The organism is Panacagrimonas perspica (assembly GCF_004364935.1).
GTDB classification, from domain to species: domain Bacteria; phylum Pseudomonadota; class Gammaproteobacteria; order Nevskiales; family Nevskiaceae; genus Panacagrimonas; species Panacagrimonas perspica.
In genome coordinates, this window is record NZ_SOBT01000011.1 from 18,113 (window position 1) to 39,439 (window position 21,327).

Here is a 21,327-nt window from a genome sequence, read left to right on the forward strand (position 1 = left end):
CCACCACGACAACACGAAAGGCTCATCACATGGAAATCTCTCTGGTCACGTTGAAGGACGCCAGGAACATCTTTGCCGCCGCCGAAAAGCGCGCCGCGGAAATCGGCCAGCCGATGAACATCGCCGTCGTCGATTCCGGCGGCAATCTGGTCGCACACGAGCGCATGGACGGCGCGTGGATCGGCAGCGTCGATATCTCGATCAACAAGGCGTTCACCGCGCGCGCCTTCAACATCGCGACCAAGGATCTGGCGGACAACTCGCAGCCGGGCCAGCAGTTCTTCGGCATTCACGGTTCGAATCACGGCCGCATCATGATCTTCGCCGGCGGCATTCCGCTGAAGAAGAACGGCCACGTGGTCGGCGCCGTCGGCGTCAGCGGCGGCTCGGGCGAGCAGGATCAGACCGTCGCACAGGCTGGCGCGGCGGCGTTCTCGGTGGATGCGTAGCCGGGATCCTCGGCCGATGTCCGCAGCGGCGCCGGAGCATCTCGCATCGGCGCCGCGTTACCCACGGGGTCGCAAGCCGCGTTCAGCGTGCTCGCAGCACGCTCCATGCAGGATCGGCACATGACTTCTCGCACTGACCCAGGACCGAACGGCACCGACGGCACCGACGGCACCGATCGCCTCGTGCGCGTTCGCGGCGCGCGCGAGCACAACCTGCGCGATGTCGACGTGGACATCCCGCGCGAAGCGCTCGTGGTCTTCTCCGGCGTCTCGGGTTCGGGAAAATCCTCGCTGGCCTTCTCGACGATCTACGCGGAGGCTCAACGCCGCTACTTCGACTCGGTATCGCCCTACGCGCGTCGCCTGATCCACCAGGTCGGCGTGCCGGACGTCGATTCGATCACGGGGCTTCCGCCCGCGGTTGCGCTGCAGCAGCAGCGCGGCACGCCCAACGTGCGCTCGTCGGTGGGCAGCGTGACGACCCTGTCGAGCCTGATCCGCATGCTCTATTCACGCGCCGGGACGTACCCGCCGCGCCAGCCGATGCTTTACGCGGAAGACTTCTCGCCCAACACGCCCCAGGGCGCGTGCCCGGCGTGCCACGGCCTGGGCCACGTCTACGAGACCACCGAGGACCTGTTGGTCCCGGACCCGGCGCGCTCGATCGCGGAAGGCGCGGTCGCCGCGTGGCCGCCCGGCTGGCACGGCGGGAATCTGCGCGACATCCTCACCTCGCGGGGCGTCGACATCGAGATTCCCTGGCATCGCCTGCCGAAGAAGACCCGCGACTGGATCCTGTACACCGACGAGCAGCCGACCGTGCCGGTGTGGGCGGGATTCACGCTCGCCGAGGTCCGCGCCGCGCGCCGCCACAAGACAGAGCCCAGCTACCAGGGAACGTTCACCGGCGCGCGTGCCTATGTGCTCCACACCTTCGCGACCACGCAGAGTGCGCTCATGAAGCGGCGTGCCGCCCGCTTCCTTCGCGGCACGCGCTGCGCGTCCTGCGAGGGCAAGCGTCTCAAGCCCGAGGCGCTGTCCGTCACGTTCGCGGGCCTCGACATCGGGGAACTGAGCCAGCGCTCGCTGCACGAGATCGCGACACTCTTGGCGCCCGCGGCCGAGGGCCGCTTCGAGGACGCCGCGCGCGGCCGTCGCTCCCAGGTCGATCGCGCCGCCACCCACCGGGATCGCGACCGTCGCGCGGCCGGCGGGCACGCCGCGCACGCCCAGGCCTTCGATTCGAATCGCACGCCCACCTTGTCCGAGGAGAAGCGGGTCGCGGCGCAGCGCCTCGCGCGCAACGTCGTCGACCGCGTTGCGGTGCTCGAGCGCCTTGGACTCGGATATCTCTCGATGGACCGGGCGACGCCCAGCCTTTCCGCCGGGGAACTGCAGCGCCTGCGCCTGGCGACGCAGATCCAGTCGCAGCTGTTCGGCGTCGTGTACGTGCTCGACGAGCCTTCCGCCGGCTTGCATCCTGCCGACGGGGAGGCGCTCATCCAGGCGCTGCAGCAACTGCGGGAACGGGGCAACTCCGTCTTCGTGGTGGAGCACGATCTCGAGACGATGCGCCGCGCGGACTGGATCGTCGACGTCGGACCCGGCGCCGGCGAGCACGGCGGCCGCGTGCTGTACAGCGGGCCGCCCGCGGGACTGCGAGCCGTTGCCGACTCGCAGACCGCGCGCGTGCTCTTCGATGCGCAACCGGCCGTGGCGGGCCAGCGGCGTCGCGCGACCCATCACCTCGGACTGCACGGCGTGTCCCTCCACAACCTGCGCGAGGTCGACGTGCAGTTGCCGCTCGGCGTCTTCACCGTGGTCACCGGCCTGTCGGGGTCCGGCAAGTCGAGCCTGATCAGCCGGGCGCTGGTGGACCTGGTGCGCGATCACCTGGGTCACGAGGACGTGCCGGCGGACGAGGCGCTGGACCAGGGTCCCGCGACGGCGGTGCAGCGGACGCGCGGACGCCTGGACGGCGATGTCGATCGGATCCGTCGGCTCGTCGTGGTCGACCAGAAGCCGATCGGCCGCACCCCGCGGTCGAACCTGGCGACGTATACCGGCCTGCTCGACCCGGTGCGGCGCCTGTTCGCGGCCACCCCTGCGGCGCGCGCCAGGCGCTTCGACGCCGGACGTTTCTCGTTCAACGTCGGCAAGGGACGTTGCGCAACCTGCGAGGGCGAGGGCTTCGTGAGCGTGGAGATGATGTTCATGCCCAGCGTCTTTGCGCCCTGTCCCACCTGCAAGGGCGCGCGCTACAACGAGGCCACGCTGGCGGTGCGATGGCGCGATCGCTCCATCGCCGACGTGCTGCGCCTGACCGTCGACGAAGCGCTTTCCGTGTTCGCCGACGAGCCGGCCGTATGCAAGCCGCTGGCGGTCCTGCGCGATCTGGGACTGGGTTACCTGCGCCTCGGGCAGCCGGCCACGGAGTTCTCGGGCGGCGAGGCGCAGCGCATCAAGCTCGCCACCGAGCTGCAGCGAGCGCAGCGTGGCGACGCGCTCTACGTGCTCGACGAACCCACCACCGGCCTGCATCCGGTCGACGCCGACCGGCTCTTCGCCCAGCTCGACGCGCTTGTCGAGACTGGCAACACCGTCGTCGTCGTCGAGCACGACCTGCGCGTCATCGCGCGCGCCGACTGGGTCATTGATGTCGGGCCGGGTGCTGGTGAGGCGGGCGGCACCATCGTCGCGACGGGCCCCCCCGAGCAGGTTGCGCAGTCGGACAACAGCCGCACCGCGGTTTACCTTCGGCGTCATCTCGAAGATCGAGTGAGTGCTGCTGCCAGAATCTGACCTGACGTGGCCTCGACGTTGATGATGATTTTGGTGCGCAATCGCGGCTGCGGCGGGATTGCTTGGTTGGGGTCTCGGCAAACCTCGCGGCCACGCTGAAGCTATGCGCGCGTCAAGTGTTCGTTGCAGCGCTGGCGATCGCTAGCACGCCGAGACGCGTTTGCAGCCGTTGCGGTTGTCGTTGTCGATCGCGGTGCCGTGGATCGCGCAGGAGGATTTCGCCGGCGGCCGCGCGACTTATCGGTGGCGCGAGAAGTGGCAGTTCTCCGGGATGAGGTACGCCCCACCCATGGGCTCGGTGGGGGAACGCGTGTCCATTCCCGGCCGCGTTCGGGGGGAGGCGACGTCGAGCCGGAAAACTATCCTTCAATGGGACGTAAGAATTCACCCATCGTGCTGAGCGGGCTTCTGCGTCGAGGCATCAGCGCAGCAATCGTTGTAACGACAGGAGTCCGGTCCTGGTCAAAGTCGTGTTGTTCGTTCGCCTCGACCGAAACCAGGAGAAGAGAGCGAGGTAGAGAGCTTCGTGAAGAGCGGGCTCCCTGTCGTCATAGAGGAGTCCGCGACGACTGCCTGGTTTGGGATTCACCTTGGGGCTACGACCTTCGGAATTTTTGATTCTTTCCCCGACGATGCCGGCTGCTTCCTACTGCAGTCGCGAATCGGGCCTCAAAAAAAGCCCGGCCGAAGCCGGGCAAAGGGTGGAGGAAGATGTTTACGTGCCCAGGCGCGCCATCGCCGACGGCGTGAGGAACTTGTTGTAGACGTCCTCGCCCTCCGTGGCGTATTTGCTCTTGTAGCCCGAGGGAATGCTCTTTTCCTGTCGGAAGCGCGTCATGCGGCCCGACTGGATGTCATGCGTGTGGCAGTACAGCCAGGTCCAATCCGGCTTTCCGTCGGCCCCCAGGACATCGGCCTTGTCGTTCTTGAGCTGGCCGGAGCCGGCCTCGAATTGCTTCCAGATCTGGCCGCGACGGTCGTAGGTGACCTGCGACGGGAACATCATGTTGCGCACGTCGACGTAAACCTCCTTCTTGCCCACCGGCGCGCGCGGGTAGCCCGAGGGTTCGGCCGAGAACACGATCGCTTCGGGAATCAGCTCCATCCAGGTGTCGTAGAAGGTCTTGCCCTTCTTGCCGCCGTGCGTGGCCTGATCCCACGTCGGGTGCTTGCCGCCGGTCCAGTTGTGGTGACCCGAGATCGCGCCCAGCATCGGCCCGCGCTTGACGATCTTGTAATTGCCCCAAGTCAGGGTCGGATCGCCGGCCGCCCAAGCGTCGGACAGGAAGAACGTCACGCCCGGCACCAGTGGCTCGAAGCGCTGATTGGTCGGGAACTGGCGCACGCGCTTGAACGCCGGGAAGTAGCCATACAGGTCCGGGAACTTGCGCTGGTCGTAGTACCAGATCGACAGGAACGACGAGCCCTTGGTGTCGTTGGGTGCGGTGAAGAACACCGACTGGAAGCGGAGCTTGTCGGTGTGTCCCTGGAACACCGTGTTGTCCGTGCGCGCGGTGGTATTGAGTTCGCACCACACGATCTCGTGCCGGTAGCCGACTTCGCCATCAGGACTCAGCGAGTAGAACGGCGCGGTGTACTGCGAGTAATCGTGGCGTCCCCAGTTCAAGGTCAGGTTCGCCTGCGTCTGGAACCCGTCGGTAGCATCGGGAAATGGCAGGCCGCCGATCCAGGGCTTGGTCTTGTCGCCGTCGGTCCACACGTTGCCGTCGTCGCCCACCTTCGCGCGACCCTTGTTCTCGAGCGTCTTCTTCAGGTACGTCGCGTTGAACATCTTGGTGACGTCCCGATTGGACGCCACGATGTTGAGGCGGCGGCCGTGATTCTTGACCTGCTCGAACATGAGCGGCTCGAGCAGGTCCTTCACCGTGTCGACGTTGGCGGCGGTGATGACGTCGCCGGGCTTGATCTTGCCCTTGGTGTACATCTCGATGGAGAGCAACTCGTCGGGGTAGGACTTGCTGATGTCGTCCGCCGAGTTGGCGATGGTGGACCAAAGCGGCGCGAGCACACCGGCGCCTGCACCGGTGGCGACCTTCTCGATGAAGCTGCGGCGGCTGTAATTGAAATCATACTTTCGGATACGCATGGTGCTGTCGTTCTCCTCCTGCTACGAATGCAACCGGTGTGTTCCGGGGGCTGCTTCCCGTCCGCGCTCTGCTGTCGATGTGGCTTCGTCGGCACAGGGCCGCCCAACCAGGCACGGCCGAAAGCGTTCAAAGATCCACCGTGTGGCAGGGCGGTCCTGACACAACTTACGAAGCGAAGGGATTTGAAAAACTACCCGTTCGGGTTGCGAACGTCGGCCGTCGCAAGTCGCGTCGAAAAGGCGCATTCCGCGCCTCTGCAGCGCCGATGCGCATACCGGGGACGTCGGCGCGGCGGTGTGCACGGCGCCTAGAAAAAACCTACCCCTTCGGGTCGGATCAGTCGCGCGCCAACTCGAGGTCCCGAGCGGCGCGTACCGCCTGCATACGCGTGCGCACACCCAGCTTGGCGTAGATGTTCTTCAGATGGAATTTGAGACCGTCGGTCGACAGGTGCATGGCTTGCGCCATTTCCGTTGTCGAGACCATGGCCGCAAGCAGCTTGAGCAAGGTCTGCTCGCGCCGCGTGAAACGCTCCACCGAGCGCACGCTCGACACCCGCCGCACCTCCCCCAATCCCGCGCCCATGCCAGGGCTCTCGCCACTTTTCTTGAGGCGATGAACGATTTGGGACAGGAATGCATCCTGGGGCGTACGCGATTGCGGTGATTCCCCGGAAAGGCTGCGGACGCCGATCAGGTTGTCCTGCATCGCGCGCTCGAACAACGGTCCTTCCTCCAGGAACGCGCGTAGATAACCGCCGGCGGCAGCCAGGCGAAGCGCCTCGTCTAGATACTGTTGCGAGCGCGACGCCGAGTCCCGCCGGTGATGCGCTACCGCCGCAAATTGCAGCAGCTTGATCTGCCGGTGCACGCGGCCCTTGCGTCTCGCGGCGCCGAGTGCGGTGGTGATCATTCGCAGCGCCTCAGTGGGATCGCGAAGCATCGCGTGCAGACGCAGCCGCCCGATCGTCAGGCCGTGGACATCCTCCGAGAACTGTACGCCGCTGCCGGTGCTGAAATCTCCCAGGCGCTCGACGCGCTCGGCTAGCGCCGTTGCGCGGTCGAACTCGCCGCGCACGAGTTCGCGGCGCACGCGTTCCCAGCCGACGATGGTCCCTAACCGCGGCCAGCGTTGTGCATAGGCGATCGCCTCGGCTTCATCGAGGCACTCCAAGGCCTTGCCAGGTTCGCCGCCGGCATCGTGCACGCGCGACATCGCGATGAAAGCCACCACCAGGTAGTCGGGCAGCGCGGTGCTGGCGATGACATCGCCGAAACGCTGGAATTGCGTGCGTGCCTCCTCGAGCTGATCGGCCTCGTAGAGAGCGGTGACGTAGGCGGCGACGACCGAAGCCTGCGGGATCGACTCGTCCTCGACCATCCGGTGATCGAGCATGCTCGACCGCAGTAGTGACAGGGCTTCGTGCAATTGGCCCTGCTGGATGAGCGCAAACGAATTGAGGCTGACGCAATAGGCCCAGGTGAAACTGGTACCCGACGGGCCGCAGAAGTGCCTCGCACGCGCGAAGAACTGATGGGCGGCCGGGAAGTCGCCCGAGGCCATCGCGGTGTAGCCGCGCACGTTGCATACCGCGCCCAGTTCAAACGCACGGAAGGACCCAGCCTCGGCATCCTGCGAGACGTCTACGCGACTCAGAAGACTGTCGCCGGTTTGCAGGTTGTCTTCGAGGAAAGCGGCCATCGTCAGCAGCAGGCGCGGATCGGCGTGGTGGTCGGTACGAGCGAGTGCCGGCAGCCTCCGCAAAGTCTCGAGCAACGGCGCCAGGCGCGACTGCCGACGCAGGAAGCCCAGCGCCCACGCGATCTGCACCAAAAGCCCCGGGCGGCGTTCGATCTCTGCCAGAGACAGACGCTCGGACCAGCGTTCCACTGTCATCAGCTGTCCCAGGGGGATCAGCCGGTCGGACCAGCGCTCGAGCGCGTCTGCCGCCGCACCTTGGTCGCCGGCGGCGAGGTAGTGCTCAAGGGCGTCTTCGATGCGATCGTGCGCCGCGAACCAGTCGGCTGCTCGCCGGCGCAGCTCCACGATCTGCCCGTTGCCACGCTTGCGCAGTTGGTCGACCAGAAAGCTCGCGAACAGCGGGTGGTAAGTGAACCACTGGGGTTCACGATCAAGGCGACGCAGAAACAAGCCTGCCGATTCGAGCTGTGCGAGTTGCGATGCGGAATCTTCGCGACACAGCACCGCGTCACACAGGTCGCCGCTTACACGACTGATGGTGGCACTAAGCAGCAGAAACTCGCGCGTGCTCACGTTCTGCTGATGCAACACGTGTTCCGCCAAGTAGCTGGCGAGCTCTTCCGGAGGGCATTCGCCGAAGCGTTGCAGGTCGCGACGCAGCAACGGATGACGAAGCGCCAGGCGGAACAGCTGCAGCGCGGCGGGCCAGCCATCGGTCTGAAGATAGATCTGATCGAGCTCGGGCTCGGAGAGTTCGAGATCGGCTATCGAGGCGAAGTAGCGGGCCGTCTCGTCACGTGTGAAGCACAGTTCCTGGGCACGGATGATCTGGGCTTGGCCGGCAACGGTCAGGCGGGCGAGCCCGATGTCGGGCAGCGTGCGCCCGGCGATGAAGATCTGGACGTGCTGGGGCAATCGACTGACGATTTGCTCCAACAGGGTAAGGGTCGGTCGGGCGCCGACCAGGTGCGCATCGTCGAGGAACAGGCTCGCCGGACGGCCGATTGAGCGCAGCTGGGACAGCAGCCAGTCCGAGCGGAATTCGCTTTCGTCGGCGGAGCGCGTCGCCCGATCGGCGGCGTGTTCGCCCTGCGCCTTCATTGCGACGATCAAATCTTTGAGGTGTCCGTAAAAGCGGCGAATGTCGTTGTCGCCCTCACCGAGATCGAGCCAGCCGGTGACATCCCCGCGCTGCTCGCATTCGACCCGAAGCTGCTCCAGCAGCGTGCTCTTACCGTGCCCGGCCGGCGCTTGCACCACCACTACGCGCGTCCCGCTTTGATGCAGCGCGCGCGAGATCAGCGCGTGTCGGCGAATGCCACGACGCTCGGCGCCCGTCATGGGCCGGGTCGTGGGAAAGTCAATCACCCGCGAAGACCCGCCGCCGGACCCGGCGGGCGCTTCGTCCTGCTGCAGTGCCAATCCCGGGGCCCTCGAACGACTGGCTACGGAACTCTCGAATCCGTCGGCGCTCATGTTTTGCACACTGTTCCTATCGAGCTCCTCATCGTCGGCCCCCCCCACGCTCCGCAGCCGTATAGCCCTACTTCTACCTGCTCGATTTCATGGGCACTTGCCCCGACGTCCGATGCAGGCATACCTGCTACATGCGAGCTGTTGGTACGCGGACCCGGCCTCACGGTTTGGTTCCGGAACAAATCTTGGGGCGTGGCGCGTTCGCGCAAGGGCTCGGCGCAAGGGCGCGATGTCCGACTACAGCAGCGTCTTGCACCGAGCGGCCAGTGGATCCGGAGAGCCTCGTGCTGCGCGATGAGACCCGGTTCTCCGAGATCGCTCCAATGCATTCGGTATCGTGCCGAGGGGGCGCCGTCAAACGAAAAGGCCCTGGGGGTGTGCCCCGGGGCCAGTACCGCTACATATCTGTCGCCGCCTTTCGCTCCGACCACAGTGGCGAGACTCCTCCGACCGGTGCGGCGTCAGAACTGATACGCCGCGCGAATCGTGAAATCGTCGGCAAAGTCGATCGCCTGGAGCGCGTTCGTGTTTTCGTCGCCGTACAGATTTCCGTCGACGTAGTTGTAGATGAAGTCGAAGGTCAGGTCATTGCCCGGGCTCCATCGGAAGCCACCCTGGAGGAACAGGCCGCCCTCGACATCCAGCAGCGCCGCGCCCGTCAGGCGATAGATGTAGTTCGGGAAGGGCTGCATCAACGCGATGACGACGTTGTTGCTGCCGCCCTTCTTGTTGTCGCCGCACTGTTTCGTCTTGCGGTTGAACTCGCCCGCCACGGTGCCCGGATCGCCGCCCGTGCCGCCCTGGCAACCCAGGTGCTGACCGAACAGGTCGGAGTCCGACTGGTGCAAAGCCTGGAACACCATGTAGGTGGCCGGAAATTCCTGGAACCAGCGGTGGTACTTCTCCATCACCAGCGCTGTGACACTTTCATCCGACTCGATGAAGTCGCGCGAAAGCGACTTCTCCGTGAACGTACGCTCCGGCGTGTAATGCGACTCGACGTTGATGATCAGCTGGTCGAACAGTGAGCCCGGTTCGGCTTCCACCACGTAGCTGATGCCGGCGCCGTACACCTCTTCCTTGTGGTACTCGTGGATGAGGTGGCCGCGCAGACCGCCACCGTTGAGGTTGCCCGCGGCCAGTCCTCCTCCAATGGAGAAGAACAGGTCGAGTTCACGCGCAGCGGCTTCCTTGCTGCCACCTATTTCCGAACCCGCCAGTAGTCCGGTGAAAGGCTGGAACTCGCGCACCAGCGTGTTGAGCCCTTCGACGCCATCCAGGCGCGCGCTACCGGCGAACGTGAACCACTCGTTCGCGGACCACACGCCCGTGGGATCGGCTTCGAGCGGCGTTCCAGCCATGATGGCGCCGGTTCCGGGCAGACCCGGGAGGTCCTTCACGGCGCCCGACTCAATCCAGCGGAACGTACCTTCATGCCGGTAGCGCTGCGTCGCGATGAACTGCAGTCCCCAATTTCCGAAGTTGCCGCGCAGGCGCAGACCATAGTTGAAGTCTTCGCCGCGATGCTTCTCGGTCCACGTCTCGTGCACCGTGAACTGCGACGGGATCACGTTGTACGGCGTGTTCGCGTTCGGGTAGATCGACGGCGTGAACATCTGCGCGTAGGCGTCGGCTTCCCACTGGTCCGTTGCCTGCCACGTCACGCGAACGCCGGGCGCCGAGATGCGCTCGTCAGCATATTCCTCGAGTGCGTCGTCGAGAATGAGGTGCCGACGAAGATCGAGTCCGTTGGGAACGTCGAAGACACGGAAGAACAGCGCCTGACCCCACGCGATCTGCTGCTGACCCATACGGATCAGGAGCGGACCGGCGGTGACGTCCAGGTACAGGGCCGTGAAGTCGGCCATGTAGTTGTCGCCGCAGCGCTCGAGATAGTTGACGCAGCTCCCGCCGCCGTCCTGGTAATCGGCGTACTCGAAGTAGCGCGACTTGCGCTGGTTGAAGCCCGCCGGGGCGGACGGATTTCCGAACGTGTCACGGGAATCTCCGCGCTCGAATTCGTCGTAGGTTCCAAAGTCGTAGACGGTGCGAAGGCTCGAGTAGATCGAAACGTTCGAGCCGAGCGTCAATGTGACGTCGAACTTGCCGCGTAGCTGGTTGAGGTTCCAGTCGTTGTGGCCCGGATTCGTGCTGCGAGGCGCGATGCTTGGAATACCCGGCGCCGCGGCGAGCAGATTGCCAATCGTCGTGTCGAGACCGCTTCCGAGCAGGCGCCCGATGTCCGCGCCGGCAACGCCCGGGAAGAGCGATTCCTGCAGATTCGCGACCGAGCCCAGACCGGCCGACGGGAATGCGCTGCGGCCCGTGTTCTTGCGATTGAAGGGGTTGGTGCGCTGATTGTTCGGATTCTCGTCGGAGTCGGTGTGGAATGCCGAATCAAAGCGAACGAATCCGCTGAAGGAAAATCCAATATCCCTGAAGAGACCGCCGTCATCTACGCCCGTCGAAACGTCGGTGTCCGCGCCTGCGTCCTGCGCGATGACGGGCGGTGCGGCCATGCTGAATGCGCTTGCGACGGCCAGCGCGAAGAGTTTCGAACGCAGCGCGGTTCCCTTCACGTGATGCATACCGCTATCTCCTGTTTTGTTTTCAATTTGCACGCGCCTTTGCCGCATCCCTCGCGCATGCGCTTTTTCCAGCGCTGTTCCGGTCGTGGAGAACATGGTGGTTTTCTGGTGGTGGTGATCGATTCCGCGCGGGCCGGCGAATCGAATGTGGAGCTCGAGCCGTTCGAAACGCGCCGCCTGATATCCCACGACGGAGCGGGAAATAAGCGACACGAACGGGTAGGTTTCAGGCGGCGCGCTGACTTCGCGCGAGTGCTGCCGCGAACCCACAGAGAAGTGGCGTGCACGAACAAGAGCCGGCGCGAAGGCTTCGCGCGGGAAAAGATTCAGTCGTCGGTTGGTTCAGGCCCGCAGAGATATGCGGACGGTCCGACCTTCCGCGCCTGGCAAGCACTCATCACTCGTCGGTGTCGCTGATCAGCTGCGCAATGCCCAGGACCGCGCGCGGCCCTTCCTGCGTCTGGCTGCAGGCTTTTTGGTTCGCAGCTTCGAGGGTCGCCGGATGCCCTCAGCTCGGCTCGTCGATCAGCAGGAAAGTGGAGTCGATCGCCGCATCGCGCAGCGGCACCAGCGCCTGGTAAGCGGGCGAGTGGTACCAGGCGCGGGCTGCGTCGATCGACGCGAATTTCACGATGAGGCAGGAGCTGGCATCGAAGCGGCCCGCCAGCACGTCGGCAAGCTTGCCGCGTCCAACGAGGGTGCCTCCAGCCGGCCCGAGGGTAGGCCCCGCCTTCGACGAGTACTCCTGCGCCTTGGCGGCATCTTTGACCTTCGCGAATCCGATGAAGTAGGCAGCCATGAAGCAGTCTCCTGACAGGCGAGCGTGTGTTGCCATCTGCGAGGATGGGGATGGAAGGATGCGCCCAAACGCCGACATCATCGCGGTGCGATAATTCCGGACACTCGCAACCACTTGGTTTGGAATCGTGAACCTTCTCGCCGAGATGGAAATGTTCATCCGCGTGGTCGAATGTGGCAGCTTCGCCGCGGCGGCCGACGCCTCCGGGGTGTCGGCCACGATGGTGGCCAAACGCATCCGCAACATCGAGCAGCGATTGGGGGCTCGGCTCATCCATCGGACGACGCGCCGGCAGCAGTTGTCGGAGGCTGGGCAGCTCTACTACGAGCGAAGCCGGCAGGTGCTGAAGGAAGCTGCCGTCGCTGAAAGTTCCGTTTCAGAATTGCAGGCCGTGCCCAGCGGCCTCTTGCGGATCGCTGCCCCGGTGAGTTTTGGAAGCGCCAGTGTGGTGCCGGCGTTGGCGGAGTTCATGGCGAAACATCCGGCTGTCCGCGTCGACCTGACCCTGGACAACGCGCCGCCGAAATTTTCCAAGGGCAATTACGAGCTGGTGATCCACATCGGCGCCGTCGACGAACCCGGCATCGTCGTGCGTCCGCTCGAGCCCTACCGCCGGAAGCTCGTCGCCGCTCCGCGCTACCTGGCGCGGCGCGGGACGCCCAAGCGGCCCGAGGAACTCGCCCTGCACGACTGCCTCGGGCTGACCTACTGGCAGCGGCGTGACCGATGGCGGCTCGTTGGGCCCCGCGGCGCGAACTGTGACGTCCCGGTGCGAGGCGCATTCACTGCCAATCACGGCGAGGCCGTCAGGGTTGCCGCCATCGAGGGGCTCGGAATCGCCCTCTTGCCGGAGGCGACCCTGACCCACGATCTTGCGGCGGGCCGCCTGGTGCCGGTGCTCCCAGCGTGGTCACTGGCGCCGTCGCCGATGTATCTCGCCTACACCCAGGATCGTCGACCGACCGCCAAACTTCGCAGCGCGATCGATTTCCTGCTCCATCGATTCGGAGCTCGGCGATGACGGCCCATTGCTGGTCCGCCTTCGTCACTCGGCCTGCGTCGAACGCATGGCCTCGCGATCACCGTCCAATGTGACGGGTGTATCCCAACAGGAACGTGTTCACGTGCGGGTCGATGGATTCCTTGCCGCCGATGCCCAGCGCGTCGGTGGCCGAATCTCCGTCGATATCGCTGACCATGTACCGGCCATAGGCGGCGTGCAGCTCGCTCGACTTCGTCAGCGCCCAACTTCCGCCCAATGTTCCCTGCCACGTCGCGTTAGGCGCAAAAAGATTGAGGCTGGTCGAGTTGGCGTCGTTTCCGTTGGTGGGGTGATGCCCGTATGCACCGCCGATGCGCAGCGTGAGCCGCTCGGTCGAGTTCCAAGCCAGCGCCAGACGGTAGGTCGTGACGTTGTTCCAGTGAAAGCCGGTGCCGTTGCGGGAACCGAAAGGATCGTTGGGCGGATTGCTCACCGAGTTGGACACGCCATTGGCGAGCGCCGGGATGCTGTTGAAGAAGATGCGTTGAATATCGCCGCCGATGGTCACGCCATGGGCCGGCCTGATGCCAAAGCCAACGCTGAAGTTCGCTGGAATGTCGAAGGAGCCTTCGTCCGCGATCAGGCCGCGATAGTCGTCGAAGTCCTGGAAGTAGACCTTGCTCGAATACGCGGCGCCCACGTCGAGCCACGGGGTGACCCGCCCGAACAGTCCCACACGAACGCCTCCTCCGAATGATCTTTCGTAGCCCTGGTTGGTCACGTGGTCCGGGCTGGCGGAGATTCCCTGGAACGCCTGCAGGCCGTACGCCTTGAACTGCTGGAACGCCAGCAGCGGCGAGATGCCGACGCTGTAACCGTCGGCGATCTTCCAGGCCAGGGTCGGCGCGAGGATGATCTGCGACAGATCGAAGCCGAGCTTTCCGCAGCCGCCGAAGAAATTGCCGGGCCGGTCGCCGCATACGGCCGGGTTGCGGTTGCTGCCCGCCACACCGGTGTCGCCGTGGTACTCGGTGTTCAGACCGCCGTTGCCGTAGAGCGAGACGCCCCAGCTGAAGCGGTCGTTGATCCGATGCGCGTAGCCGACTTCCGGAAGAACGAAGAGGGAGTTCTTGCTGGTGGTCGTGAAGTTGTAATCGGGGTCCGCGGATCCCGAGCGCGAGATGCGGCGATACGGGTTGAAGAGAATGACGTCCAGATCGAGCCGATCGTCCGTCATCGTCAGCTTCGCCGGATTGCTCGCGCCCGCGAAGCCGTCGAAGCCGATGGCCGCCGATGTGCCGGCCGACTGGCCCGCCAGCGGCCCATACCCCAGGATGAAGTAGCCGCCGCCTGCATGAGCGGGCCGCGAGATCGCGACGGCGACCAGCAGTGATCCGGCGGCGAAGATGCGGCCAAGGAGTCGTGCCTTGCTGCTCATGTGCGATGCGAGAGAGATGGAGGGGAGTAGGGTCGGGCACCACCGGATTGCACCGGCGGGGCGCGGAATCTACGATCCGCACGCACTTTCCGGAAGTACGTACATGAAAGTAAGTACTCAAACCAAAGCCGTCTCGAACGCGGCTTCTCCTTATCTCGCGCGCAAACAATCCCGGCGCGGGGCGGTTCTATCCGCGCAGCGCGGGCACATCCTGTCGGAAGAATGTCCCTCGCAGCAGGTGCTCAAAAACGTGACGAGCCGATGGGGCGTGCTCGTGCTCATCGTCCTGCAAGGCGGGACGCACCGGTTCAGCGAACTGCGTCGTTCGGTCGGAGGCGTGAGCGAGCGGATGTTGACGCAGACCTTGCAGCGGCTCGAGTCCGACGGCCTGGTCCATCGCGTCGCGCTCAACGTCGTGCCGCCGCACGTCGAGTACAGCCTGACCGAGCTCGGTGCGGAGGCCGCGGCAAAGGTCCGATCGCTGGCGGATTGGATCGAGATCAACCTGCACCGGGTACTGGCGAACCGGCAGACGGGTCGCGGGAATGGAACTCGACCGACGGCCGTCCCCGTGCGGCAGGTGAAAGCCGCTCGGTCCGGCAACGGATCGTCGCGCTAGAGACGCGCGTCCGCGTTTGCGGGTCAGCGGCTACGATCAACGAGGTTGACGCGCGCGAATCTTCTTGACCCGGTATTCGAGCTGCGCCCGCGTCAACCCGAGCTGGCGCGCGGCCAGCGACACGTTGCCTTTCGCCCGCGCCAATGCCGCCAGTGCCAGGCGGTCCTGCGTCGCCGGCAGATCGAGTGCCTCTTCCTTGCCGTGCAACCACGCGCCGACCGCCTGGAGCGCGTCTGCGGCGGCGGCATCGGGACGGGTTTCCCGGTTCGGTGCGACCAGTTCCCCTGCGTGCCCCAATTCCAGCGTCCGGTGATTAAATTCACCGGTGGCGGCGAACAGGTGGGAGCGATCCAGCGGCTGGCCTTCTTCGGCCAGGATGACGCCGCGCTCGAGCACGTTCTCGAGTTCGCGCACGTTGCCCGGCCAGTCGTGGTCGAGCAGGGCGGCCAGCGCGCGAGGCGTCATCCCGGGCAGGCGTCGCGCGTGCAGGCGCGAGAAGCGGGCCAGGTAGTGCCCGATCAGCAGGGGGATGTCGTCCCTTCGTTCGCGTAGCGGCGGGATGAGGATGGGAAACACGTTGAGGCGATAGAACAGATCCTGGCGGAAGGCTCCCTCACGGATCGACTTCGCGAGATCTGCATTGGTTGCGGCAATGACGCGCACATCGGCCTTGCGCGTGCGCGTGCTGCCGAGGCGCTCGAACTCGCCGGTTTGCAGGACACGCAGGAGCTTGCCCTGGGCGGTGAGGCTGAGCGTGGCGACCTCGTCGAGGAACAGCGTGCCGCCGTCGGCCAGTTCGAAACGCCCGCCGCGCGAAACGTGCGCCCCGGTGAAAGCGCCGCGGTCCGCGCCGAACAGCTCGGACTCCAGCAGGTCGTTGGGAATCGCCGCGCAGTTCACCGCGACGAAGTCCCGATTCTTGCGGGGACTGCGATCATGCAGTTCGCGCGCGAACAGGCTTTTGCCGACGCCGCTCTCGCCCAGCAGCAGCACGGTGGCGCGTGTCGGCGCGACGCGATTGATCTGGTGCAGGATCGTGCTGAACGCCATGGACCCGCCGATCGGGGCGTTCATATCGGAGGGCGATGCGTTGCGGGAAAGCCGTGCCAGGCGGCGCTGCGACTCGCGTGCAGCCGGGGCCGTGGGGGCTTTTTCGACGAACGGATGCAGGTCATCCAGGTCGCGATCCGCGTCCGGCCAATCCTCCACTGGTCGGGCCACGGCGCGGCACTGGAGTGCCCCGCAAGCGCGGCACTCGACCTCTCGCACCAGGATGCTCTTGCCCATGAACGCGCTGGCGTACCCAGAGGCGTAGCCCGCGAGCATCCAGCACGCGCCCTGGTGGGACATCAGGGTTTTGCCGACGGGCTGATCCACTTCGAAGGAATCGTGGAACACGAACTCGCTGGAGATCTGGCCGGTGCTCACCTCCATGCGGAACTGCTGGAGCCGGATTTCGGCCATCCCCTTGAGCGCGTGAAGCTGAGGCCCCACGGCGAAGGCTTCGAAGGCGCTCGCGTCACCGCGAAGGCGCTTGGCGAATTCCGCGTCGCGACAGCCAGCGCCATAGCCCATGCGGGTGATCACGCCGCGCGCGGCGTCCAGACCGAACCGGGCGACGAGTTCGCTGCGCATGCCGTAGAACGACTCGGCGTGCAGCAACACCATTCGCTGATCCTCCAGCCAGATCCGCCCGTGCTCGGGATTGAAATGAAGATGCTCGGCGACGTCGCGAACCTCCGGGAAGTGGAGATCCGCGGGAACGGGATCGCGCTTGACCTTGCCGGTGATCTTCACGGGCGCCTTGGCGGTGCGGGCCATTCCTCCGTCTCCCTTCGTGGATTGATGTTCATCAAAACATGAACCCGAGCGCCTGTCATCGATGAATTTGATGAAGCATCCAGAGAGCTGCAATCCGGCCGCGAAGGCGACACCGTCGGGAATGGGCGGTGAATCAGCAACCTGCAGGTTCGCCGCGAAGGTGGCATAGCCATTGCGCTCCCAGATCATCAGCCGGAGCGACAGACCCCGGCGCAAAGCGAGCGAGGAGTGACATCGGCGATGGCGGACATCTCGTCCCTGGGTTACCTATGCGTGGCATCCCGGCACCTTGCACAGTGGGAGCGCTTTGCAGTCGACATCCTGGGCATGTCGGCGGGCCAGCGTGACGGCGGCGGGGCCCTCGCGCTGCGGATGGATGAATGGGAACTGCGGCTGCGTATCGAGCCCGGCCCGGACGATGACCTCGTCGCCGCCGGTTGGCAATTCGAAACGGCCGAAGCACTGAGGGCCTACATCCTGGACCTCGCGATGCGGGGCGTCCACGTGACGTCCGGCGGCGACGCGTTGACGGCGTCACGTTGCGTCGAGCAGCTCTTCTTCTGCTCGGATCCTGACGGGATCCGACACGAGTTCTTCTACGGGCCCGCCCACGCACCACAGGTCTTCCGTTCGAACGTCCTGCGGGGCGGTTTCGTCACGGGCGCACTGGGAATCGGGCACTACGTTTCCGCCGCGAAGGATTACGACAAGACGCTCGCGTTTCATCGCGACGGACTGGGACTGAAGGTGAGCGATCGCATCCAGGCGCCGCTGACGACGCCGCACGGCGAAATCCCGTTCGACGCCACGTTCTTCCATACCGTGACCGGGCGGCATCACTCGTTCGCGACCGCCGCGCTGCCGTTCCCGAAGCGCATCCACCACATCATGGTGGAAGTGAGCGACTTCAACGACGTGGGACTGGCCTACGACCGCTGCCTGGCGGCGGGTGTGCCGATCATGATGGGACTGGGTCATCACCCCAACGACGGCATGTTCTCGTTCTACGCGATTACCCCGTCCGGATTCGCGATTGAATTCGGCCACGGCGGATGCTTGGTGGATGACCAGACCTGGCGCGTGCGCACGTATTCGCAGCTCAGCGACTGGGGTCATGCGCCGCCGGCGGCCGCGATCGCACACCGATAACACAGCACGACAACCCAGGAGGAGAATCGACATGGACGGCGACCGACCGCAGGGGCAGATCAATCCCGGCCGTTACGAGGATGCAGTGCTGGGGTTCCGCAATCACTGGTACCCCGCGATGCTCTCCACGGACATCGGCGAGGAGCAGCTCGTGCCGATCACGCTGCTGGGCGAGAACCTGCTGTTCAAGCGCATCGACGGCGTCGTCTACGCCATCGCCGACCAGTGCTTGCACCGCGGTTTCAAGTTCTCGGCCCGTCCCGAGTGCTACACGAAGAACACCATCACCTGCTGGCTGCACGCCTTCACGTACAACTTCAAGAATGGCGAGCTGATCGCCATTCCCAGCGCGCCGGACAGCCGACTCATCGGCAATCGTCGCCTGCACAGCTATCCGGTGCAGGAGGTCAACGGCATGGTGTTCGCGTTCGTGGGCGATCTCGTGCCGGTGCCTCCGCTGAGCGACGACGTTCCGCCGGGCTTTCTCGACGCGGACTGGTGCGTCGTGCCTGCCGTCAACGTCAGCAGCGCCTGCAATTGGCGGCTGGCGGCGGATTCGGGCTTCGACCCGAACCACATCTTCATCCACAAGGACGACCATTTTCTGAAGGCGCTGGACCGGCCGTTCCCGATCGCCAACCGTCTGGTCGGCGGCGACACGTTCCACGAAATCACCGAAATCACCGGACCCGGGCCGAAGGGTTTGGTCGACGCGCTGGGCAAGTCCGAGCCGGTGTTCGAGTTCGAGTTCGAATGCGAGGGTGAGCGCGGTCGCATGGCCTCGCGCATCCCGCCCAATGAAATGGCCTACATGGCTTACGGGTCGATCCAGGGATCGATCTGGCTGCCCGGCGTGCTCAAGGTCGATCCGTGGCCGATTCTCGGCATGGTGCACTACGAGTGGTACGTGCCCACCGACGAGAAGAGCCATCGTTATTTCATCGCCTGGGGACGTAAGACCGTGGATCCCGTCGAGCGCGCGGCATTCCGCGACGAGGTGATGACCAAGTGGAAGCACCTCGGGTTCGATGAGTTCAACAAGACTGACCTCGAGGCGAATCTCGCGGTAGAGGTCGGGACGGACGGGCTGCCCTACAAGTCGGCGGAAAACCTGTTTGAAGGCGACGGCTACACGCTGGTGTGGCGACGCCTGGCCAGCAAGTTCAATCGCGGCGTGCAGGTCCGCGGCGGCGCCAAGGCCTAGGGCAAGGACGTCATGGTCGCCAACACCGCCGAGACTGGCTGGACCCCGCACAACATCCGCGCGCTGGTCGATGTGCAGACCGGCACGCTCGATCCGCGCATCTATTGCGATGAGGAGCTGTACCGCATCGAGCTGGAGCAGGTCTTCGCGCGGAGCTGGCTGTTCCTCGCGCACCGCAGCCAGATTCCGAAGGCGGGCGACTTCTTCACCACGTACATGGGCGAGGATCCGGTCATCGTGTCGCGGCAGAAGGACGGCAGCGTGGCCGCCTTCCTCAATCAGTGCCGTCATCGCGGCATGCGTCTGTCACGGCTGGATCACGGCAACGCGAAGTTCTTCACCTGCTCCTATCACGGCTGGAGCTACGACTCCGCCGGCAAGCTGGTGAACGTGCCGATGGAGAAGAACGGCTATTGCAGCAAGCTCAACAAGGCCGAATGGGGCGCGGTGAGAGTGCCGCGCATCGCCGAATACAAAGGGCTGATCTTCGGCTGCTGGGACGCAGCAGCCCCGGAACTCGGTGCATATCTGGGCGACGCCAAGTTCTACATCGACGTGATGTTCGACCGCAGCGAGGCCGGCACCGAGGTCTGGGGTGGCGTCCACAAGTGGGTGATCCCATGCAACTGGAAGTTCGCCGCGGAGCAGTTCTGCAGCGACATGTATCACGCGCCGCTGTCGCACATGTCCGCGATCCTGGCGGTGCTGCCGGAAGGGGTTCCGCCCGAGGCGGCGCAGTGGCCGACCGAAGGCCTGCAGTGGCGCTCGCCCAACGCAGGACATGGCACCGGCTTCCATACGCCCGACGACCAGGGGCAACTGCTCGCGGCCATCGTCGGCCCGTCGGTGGCGCAGTACCTGATGGAATCGCGTCCGCGGGTCGCGGCGCGCCTGGGCAACGCGAGGACGACGGCGGTCAACGGCGCGCACATGACCATCTTCCCGACCTGCTCGTTCCTGCCCGGCATCAACACGCTGCGCGTGTGGCATCCGCGCGGGCCGAACGAGATCGAGGTGTGGGCGATGGCGATCGTCGACGCGGATGCGCCGCAGGACGTCAAGGATACCTGGGGGCAGGGCATCACCCGCAGCTTCAGTCCGGCGGGGATGTTCGAGCAGGACGACGGCGAGAACTGGATCGAGGTGCAGCGCGTGCTGCGCGGCGCCCGCGCCAGGCGCCAGCCCTTCAACTTGCAGATGGGCCTGGGCAACGAGAAGTCGGACGAGCGGTTTCCGGGGCCGCTCAGCTACGTGTTCTCCGAGGCGGCGGCTCGCGGGCTGTACACGCGCTGGGCGCGGATGATGGCCGGCGAGTCGCACGCGCAACTGGCGCGTCCGCACGAGGACCTGTCATGACGCCGCGCGTCACGCCCGAGCTGCAGCTCGAGGTTGAACGTTTCCTGTTCGAGGAAGCCGCCTTGCTCGACCGTCACGAGTATCGGGACTGGCTGTCGCTGTTCACCGAAGACCTCGTGTACCGGATGCCGGTGACGACGAACTACCACGAGCAGGCCGTCGGTGCGCCCCCGTCGGCGGGGCCGCAGGCCTACTACTTCCACGACGACCTGCGCACGCTCACGCAGCGCGTCAAGCGTCTTGAAACCGGCAAGGGCTGGGCGGAGATGCCGCCCTCGCGCACGCGCCGCACCATCGGCAACGTGATGCTGACGCCGGCGGAAGTCGCCGGCGAGTGGAACGTGGCCTGCAACTTCCTGCTGTACCGCTCGCGTCTTGAACGCCAAGTTGATCTGTTCGTCGGCTGTCGCGTGGATCGCCTGCGACCACATCCGGACGGGTCGCGCTGGAAGATCGCGCGCCGCGATCTGACGCTCGACCAGGGCACCTTGCTCGCCAACAACCTGAGCATCTTTTTCTGATGGGCCAGCGCATCCATGCCTGCAACGTGCAGGAGCTTGCCGACGGCGAAAAGCGCGTGGTGGCGAATGCGCCGCTTGCGCTTGCCGTCTGCCGAGTCAAGGACGAGTGGTTCGCGTTCGAGAACAACTGCACCCACGAAGATTTTCCGCTCACCGAGGGCGCAGTGGATGGCACCGAGATCGAGTGTGCGCTGCACGGCGCTCGATTCTGCCTGCGAACGGGCGAGATTCGTGCGGTCCCGGCGAGTTGCCCCATCCGCGTGTTCCCCGTGCACGTGAACGGCGATGCCGTCTACGTGGAACTGCCCTGAAGT

At 65.2% G+C, this 21,327-nt stretch carries 14 protein-coding genes and 1 pseudogene; 9 read left to right on the forward strand and 6 right to left on the reverse strand.

The annotated features are described in order from the left end of the window. The first annotated feature begins 29 nt into the window (after positions 1 to 29). Positions 30 to 449, forward strand: coding sequence for a GlcG/HbpS family heme-binding protein (locus DFR24_RS19650; RefSeq protein ID WP_133883157.1), 420 nt, complete (start codon positions 30 to 32; stop codon positions 447 to 449). 120 nt (positions 450 to 569) lie between these two features. Then, positions 570 to 3,251, forward strand: coding sequence for an excinuclease ABC subunit UvrA (locus tag DFR24_RS19655; RefSeq protein WP_133883158.1), 2,682 nt, complete (start codon positions 570 to 572; stop codon positions 3,249 to 3,251). A 715-nt stretch (positions 3,252 to 3,966) separates the two neighbouring features. Here the strand turns inward: DFR24_RS19655 and DFR24_RS19665 are convergent. The 4 genes from DFR24_RS19665 to DFR24_RS24525 form a co-directional block, all read right to left on the reverse strand. Next, entirely contained in the window at positions 3,967 to 5,358 is a 1,392-nt protein-coding gene (locus tag DFR24_RS19665; RefSeq protein WP_133883159.1) for a DUF1329 domain-containing protein, read from the reverse strand. A 337-nt stretch (positions 5,359 to 5,695) separates the two neighbouring features. After that, positions 5,696 to 8,401 carry a LuxR C-terminal-related transcriptional regulator gene (locus DFR24_RS19670; protein ID WP_162851328.1) on the reverse strand — a complete coding sequence of 902 codons (2,706 nt, stop codon included), beginning with the start codon at positions 8,399 to 8,401 and terminating at the stop codon, positions 5,696 to 5,698. 596 nt (positions 8,402 to 8,997) lie between these two features. Further along, positions 8,998 to 11,124 carry a DUF1302 family protein gene (locus tag DFR24_RS19675; RefSeq protein ID WP_133883161.1) on the reverse strand — a complete coding sequence of 709 codons (2,127 nt, stop codon included), beginning with the start codon at positions 11,122 to 11,124 and terminating at the stop codon, positions 8,998 to 9,000. Between the two features lie 508 nt (positions 11,125 to 11,632). Next, positions 11,633 to 11,923, reverse strand: a complete 291-nt coding sequence (locus DFR24_RS24525) for a DUF1330 domain-containing protein (RefSeq protein WP_162851329.1) — start codon at positions 11,921 to 11,923, stop codon at positions 11,633 to 11,635. A 127-nt stretch (positions 11,924 to 12,050) separates the two neighbouring features. On the opposite strand from DFR24_RS24525, the gene DFR24_RS19685 reads away from it, so the two are divergent. Further along, positions 12,051 to 12,944, forward strand: a complete 894-nt coding sequence (locus tag DFR24_RS19685) for a LysR family transcriptional regulator (protein WP_162851330.1) — start codon at positions 12,051 to 12,053, stop codon at positions 12,942 to 12,944. Between the two features lie 58 nt (positions 12,945 to 13,002). Here the strand turns inward: DFR24_RS19685 and DFR24_RS19690 are convergent, their stop codons facing one another. Then, positions 13,003 to 14,343: an OmpP1/FadL family transporter gene (locus tag DFR24_RS19690; protein ID WP_133883164.1), complete on the reverse strand. Its 1,341-nt coding sequence runs from the start codon at positions 14,341 to 14,343 to the stop codon at positions 13,003 to 13,005. Between the two features lie 103 nt (positions 14,344 to 14,446). On the opposite strand from DFR24_RS19690, the pseudogene DFR24_RS25395 reads away from it, so the two are divergent. After that, positions 14,447 to 14,872, forward strand: a pseudogene (locus tag DFR24_RS25395) (winged helix-turn-helix transcriptional regulator); the annotation flags it as partial. A gap of 126 nt (positions 14,873 to 14,998) precedes the next feature. On the opposite strand, the gene DFR24_RS19700 reads toward DFR24_RS25395, so the two are convergent. Then, on the reverse strand, positions 14,999 to 16,783 hold the full coding sequence (locus tag DFR24_RS19700; protein ID WP_133883165.1) for a sigma-54-dependent Fis family transcriptional regulator: 1,785 nt from the start codon (positions 16,781 to 16,783) through the stop codon (positions 14,999 to 15,001). 240 nt (positions 16,784 to 17,023) lie between these two features. Here DFR24_RS19700 and DFR24_RS19705 point away from each other — a divergent pair, with 240 nt between their 5' ends. The 5 genes from DFR24_RS19705 to DFR24_RS19725 are packed head-to-tail and all read left to right on the forward strand — an operon-like array spanning position 17,024 to position 21,324. Further along, on the forward strand, positions 17,024 to 17,932 hold the full coding sequence (locus DFR24_RS19705) for a VOC family protein (RefSeq protein WP_133883166.1): 909 nt from the start codon (positions 17,024 to 17,026) through the stop codon (positions 17,930 to 17,932). Between the two features lie 31 nt (positions 17,933 to 17,963). Continuing rightward, positions 17,964 to 19,136 carry a Rieske 2Fe-2S domain-containing protein gene (locus DFR24_RS19710; protein ID WP_162851331.1) on the forward strand — a complete coding sequence of 391 codons (1,173 nt, stop codon included), beginning with the start codon at positions 17,964 to 17,966 and terminating at the stop codon, positions 19,134 to 19,136. A 12-nt stretch (positions 19,137 to 19,148) separates the two neighbouring features. Continuing rightward, positions 19,149 to 20,492 (forward strand): aromatic ring-hydroxylating oxygenase subunit alpha, encoded by a 1,344-nt coding sequence (locus DFR24_RS19715; protein WP_133883168.1) that lies wholly within the window; start codon positions 19,149 to 19,151, stop codon positions 20,490 to 20,492. After that, positions 20,489 to 21,013, forward strand: a complete 525-nt coding sequence (locus DFR24_RS19720; protein ID WP_133883169.1) for an aromatic-ring-hydroxylating dioxygenase subunit beta — start codon at positions 20,489 to 20,491, stop codon at positions 21,011 to 21,013. The genes DFR24_RS19715 and DFR24_RS19720 overlap by 4 nt, the downstream gene beginning before the upstream one ends. After that, entirely contained in the window at positions 21,013 to 21,324 is a 312-nt protein-coding gene (locus DFR24_RS19725) for a non-heme iron oxygenase ferredoxin subunit (protein ID WP_133883170.1), read from the forward strand. Before DFR24_RS19720 ends, DFR24_RS19725 begins: the two co-directional genes overlap by 1 nt. Positions 21,325 to 21,327 lie beyond the last annotated feature (3 nt).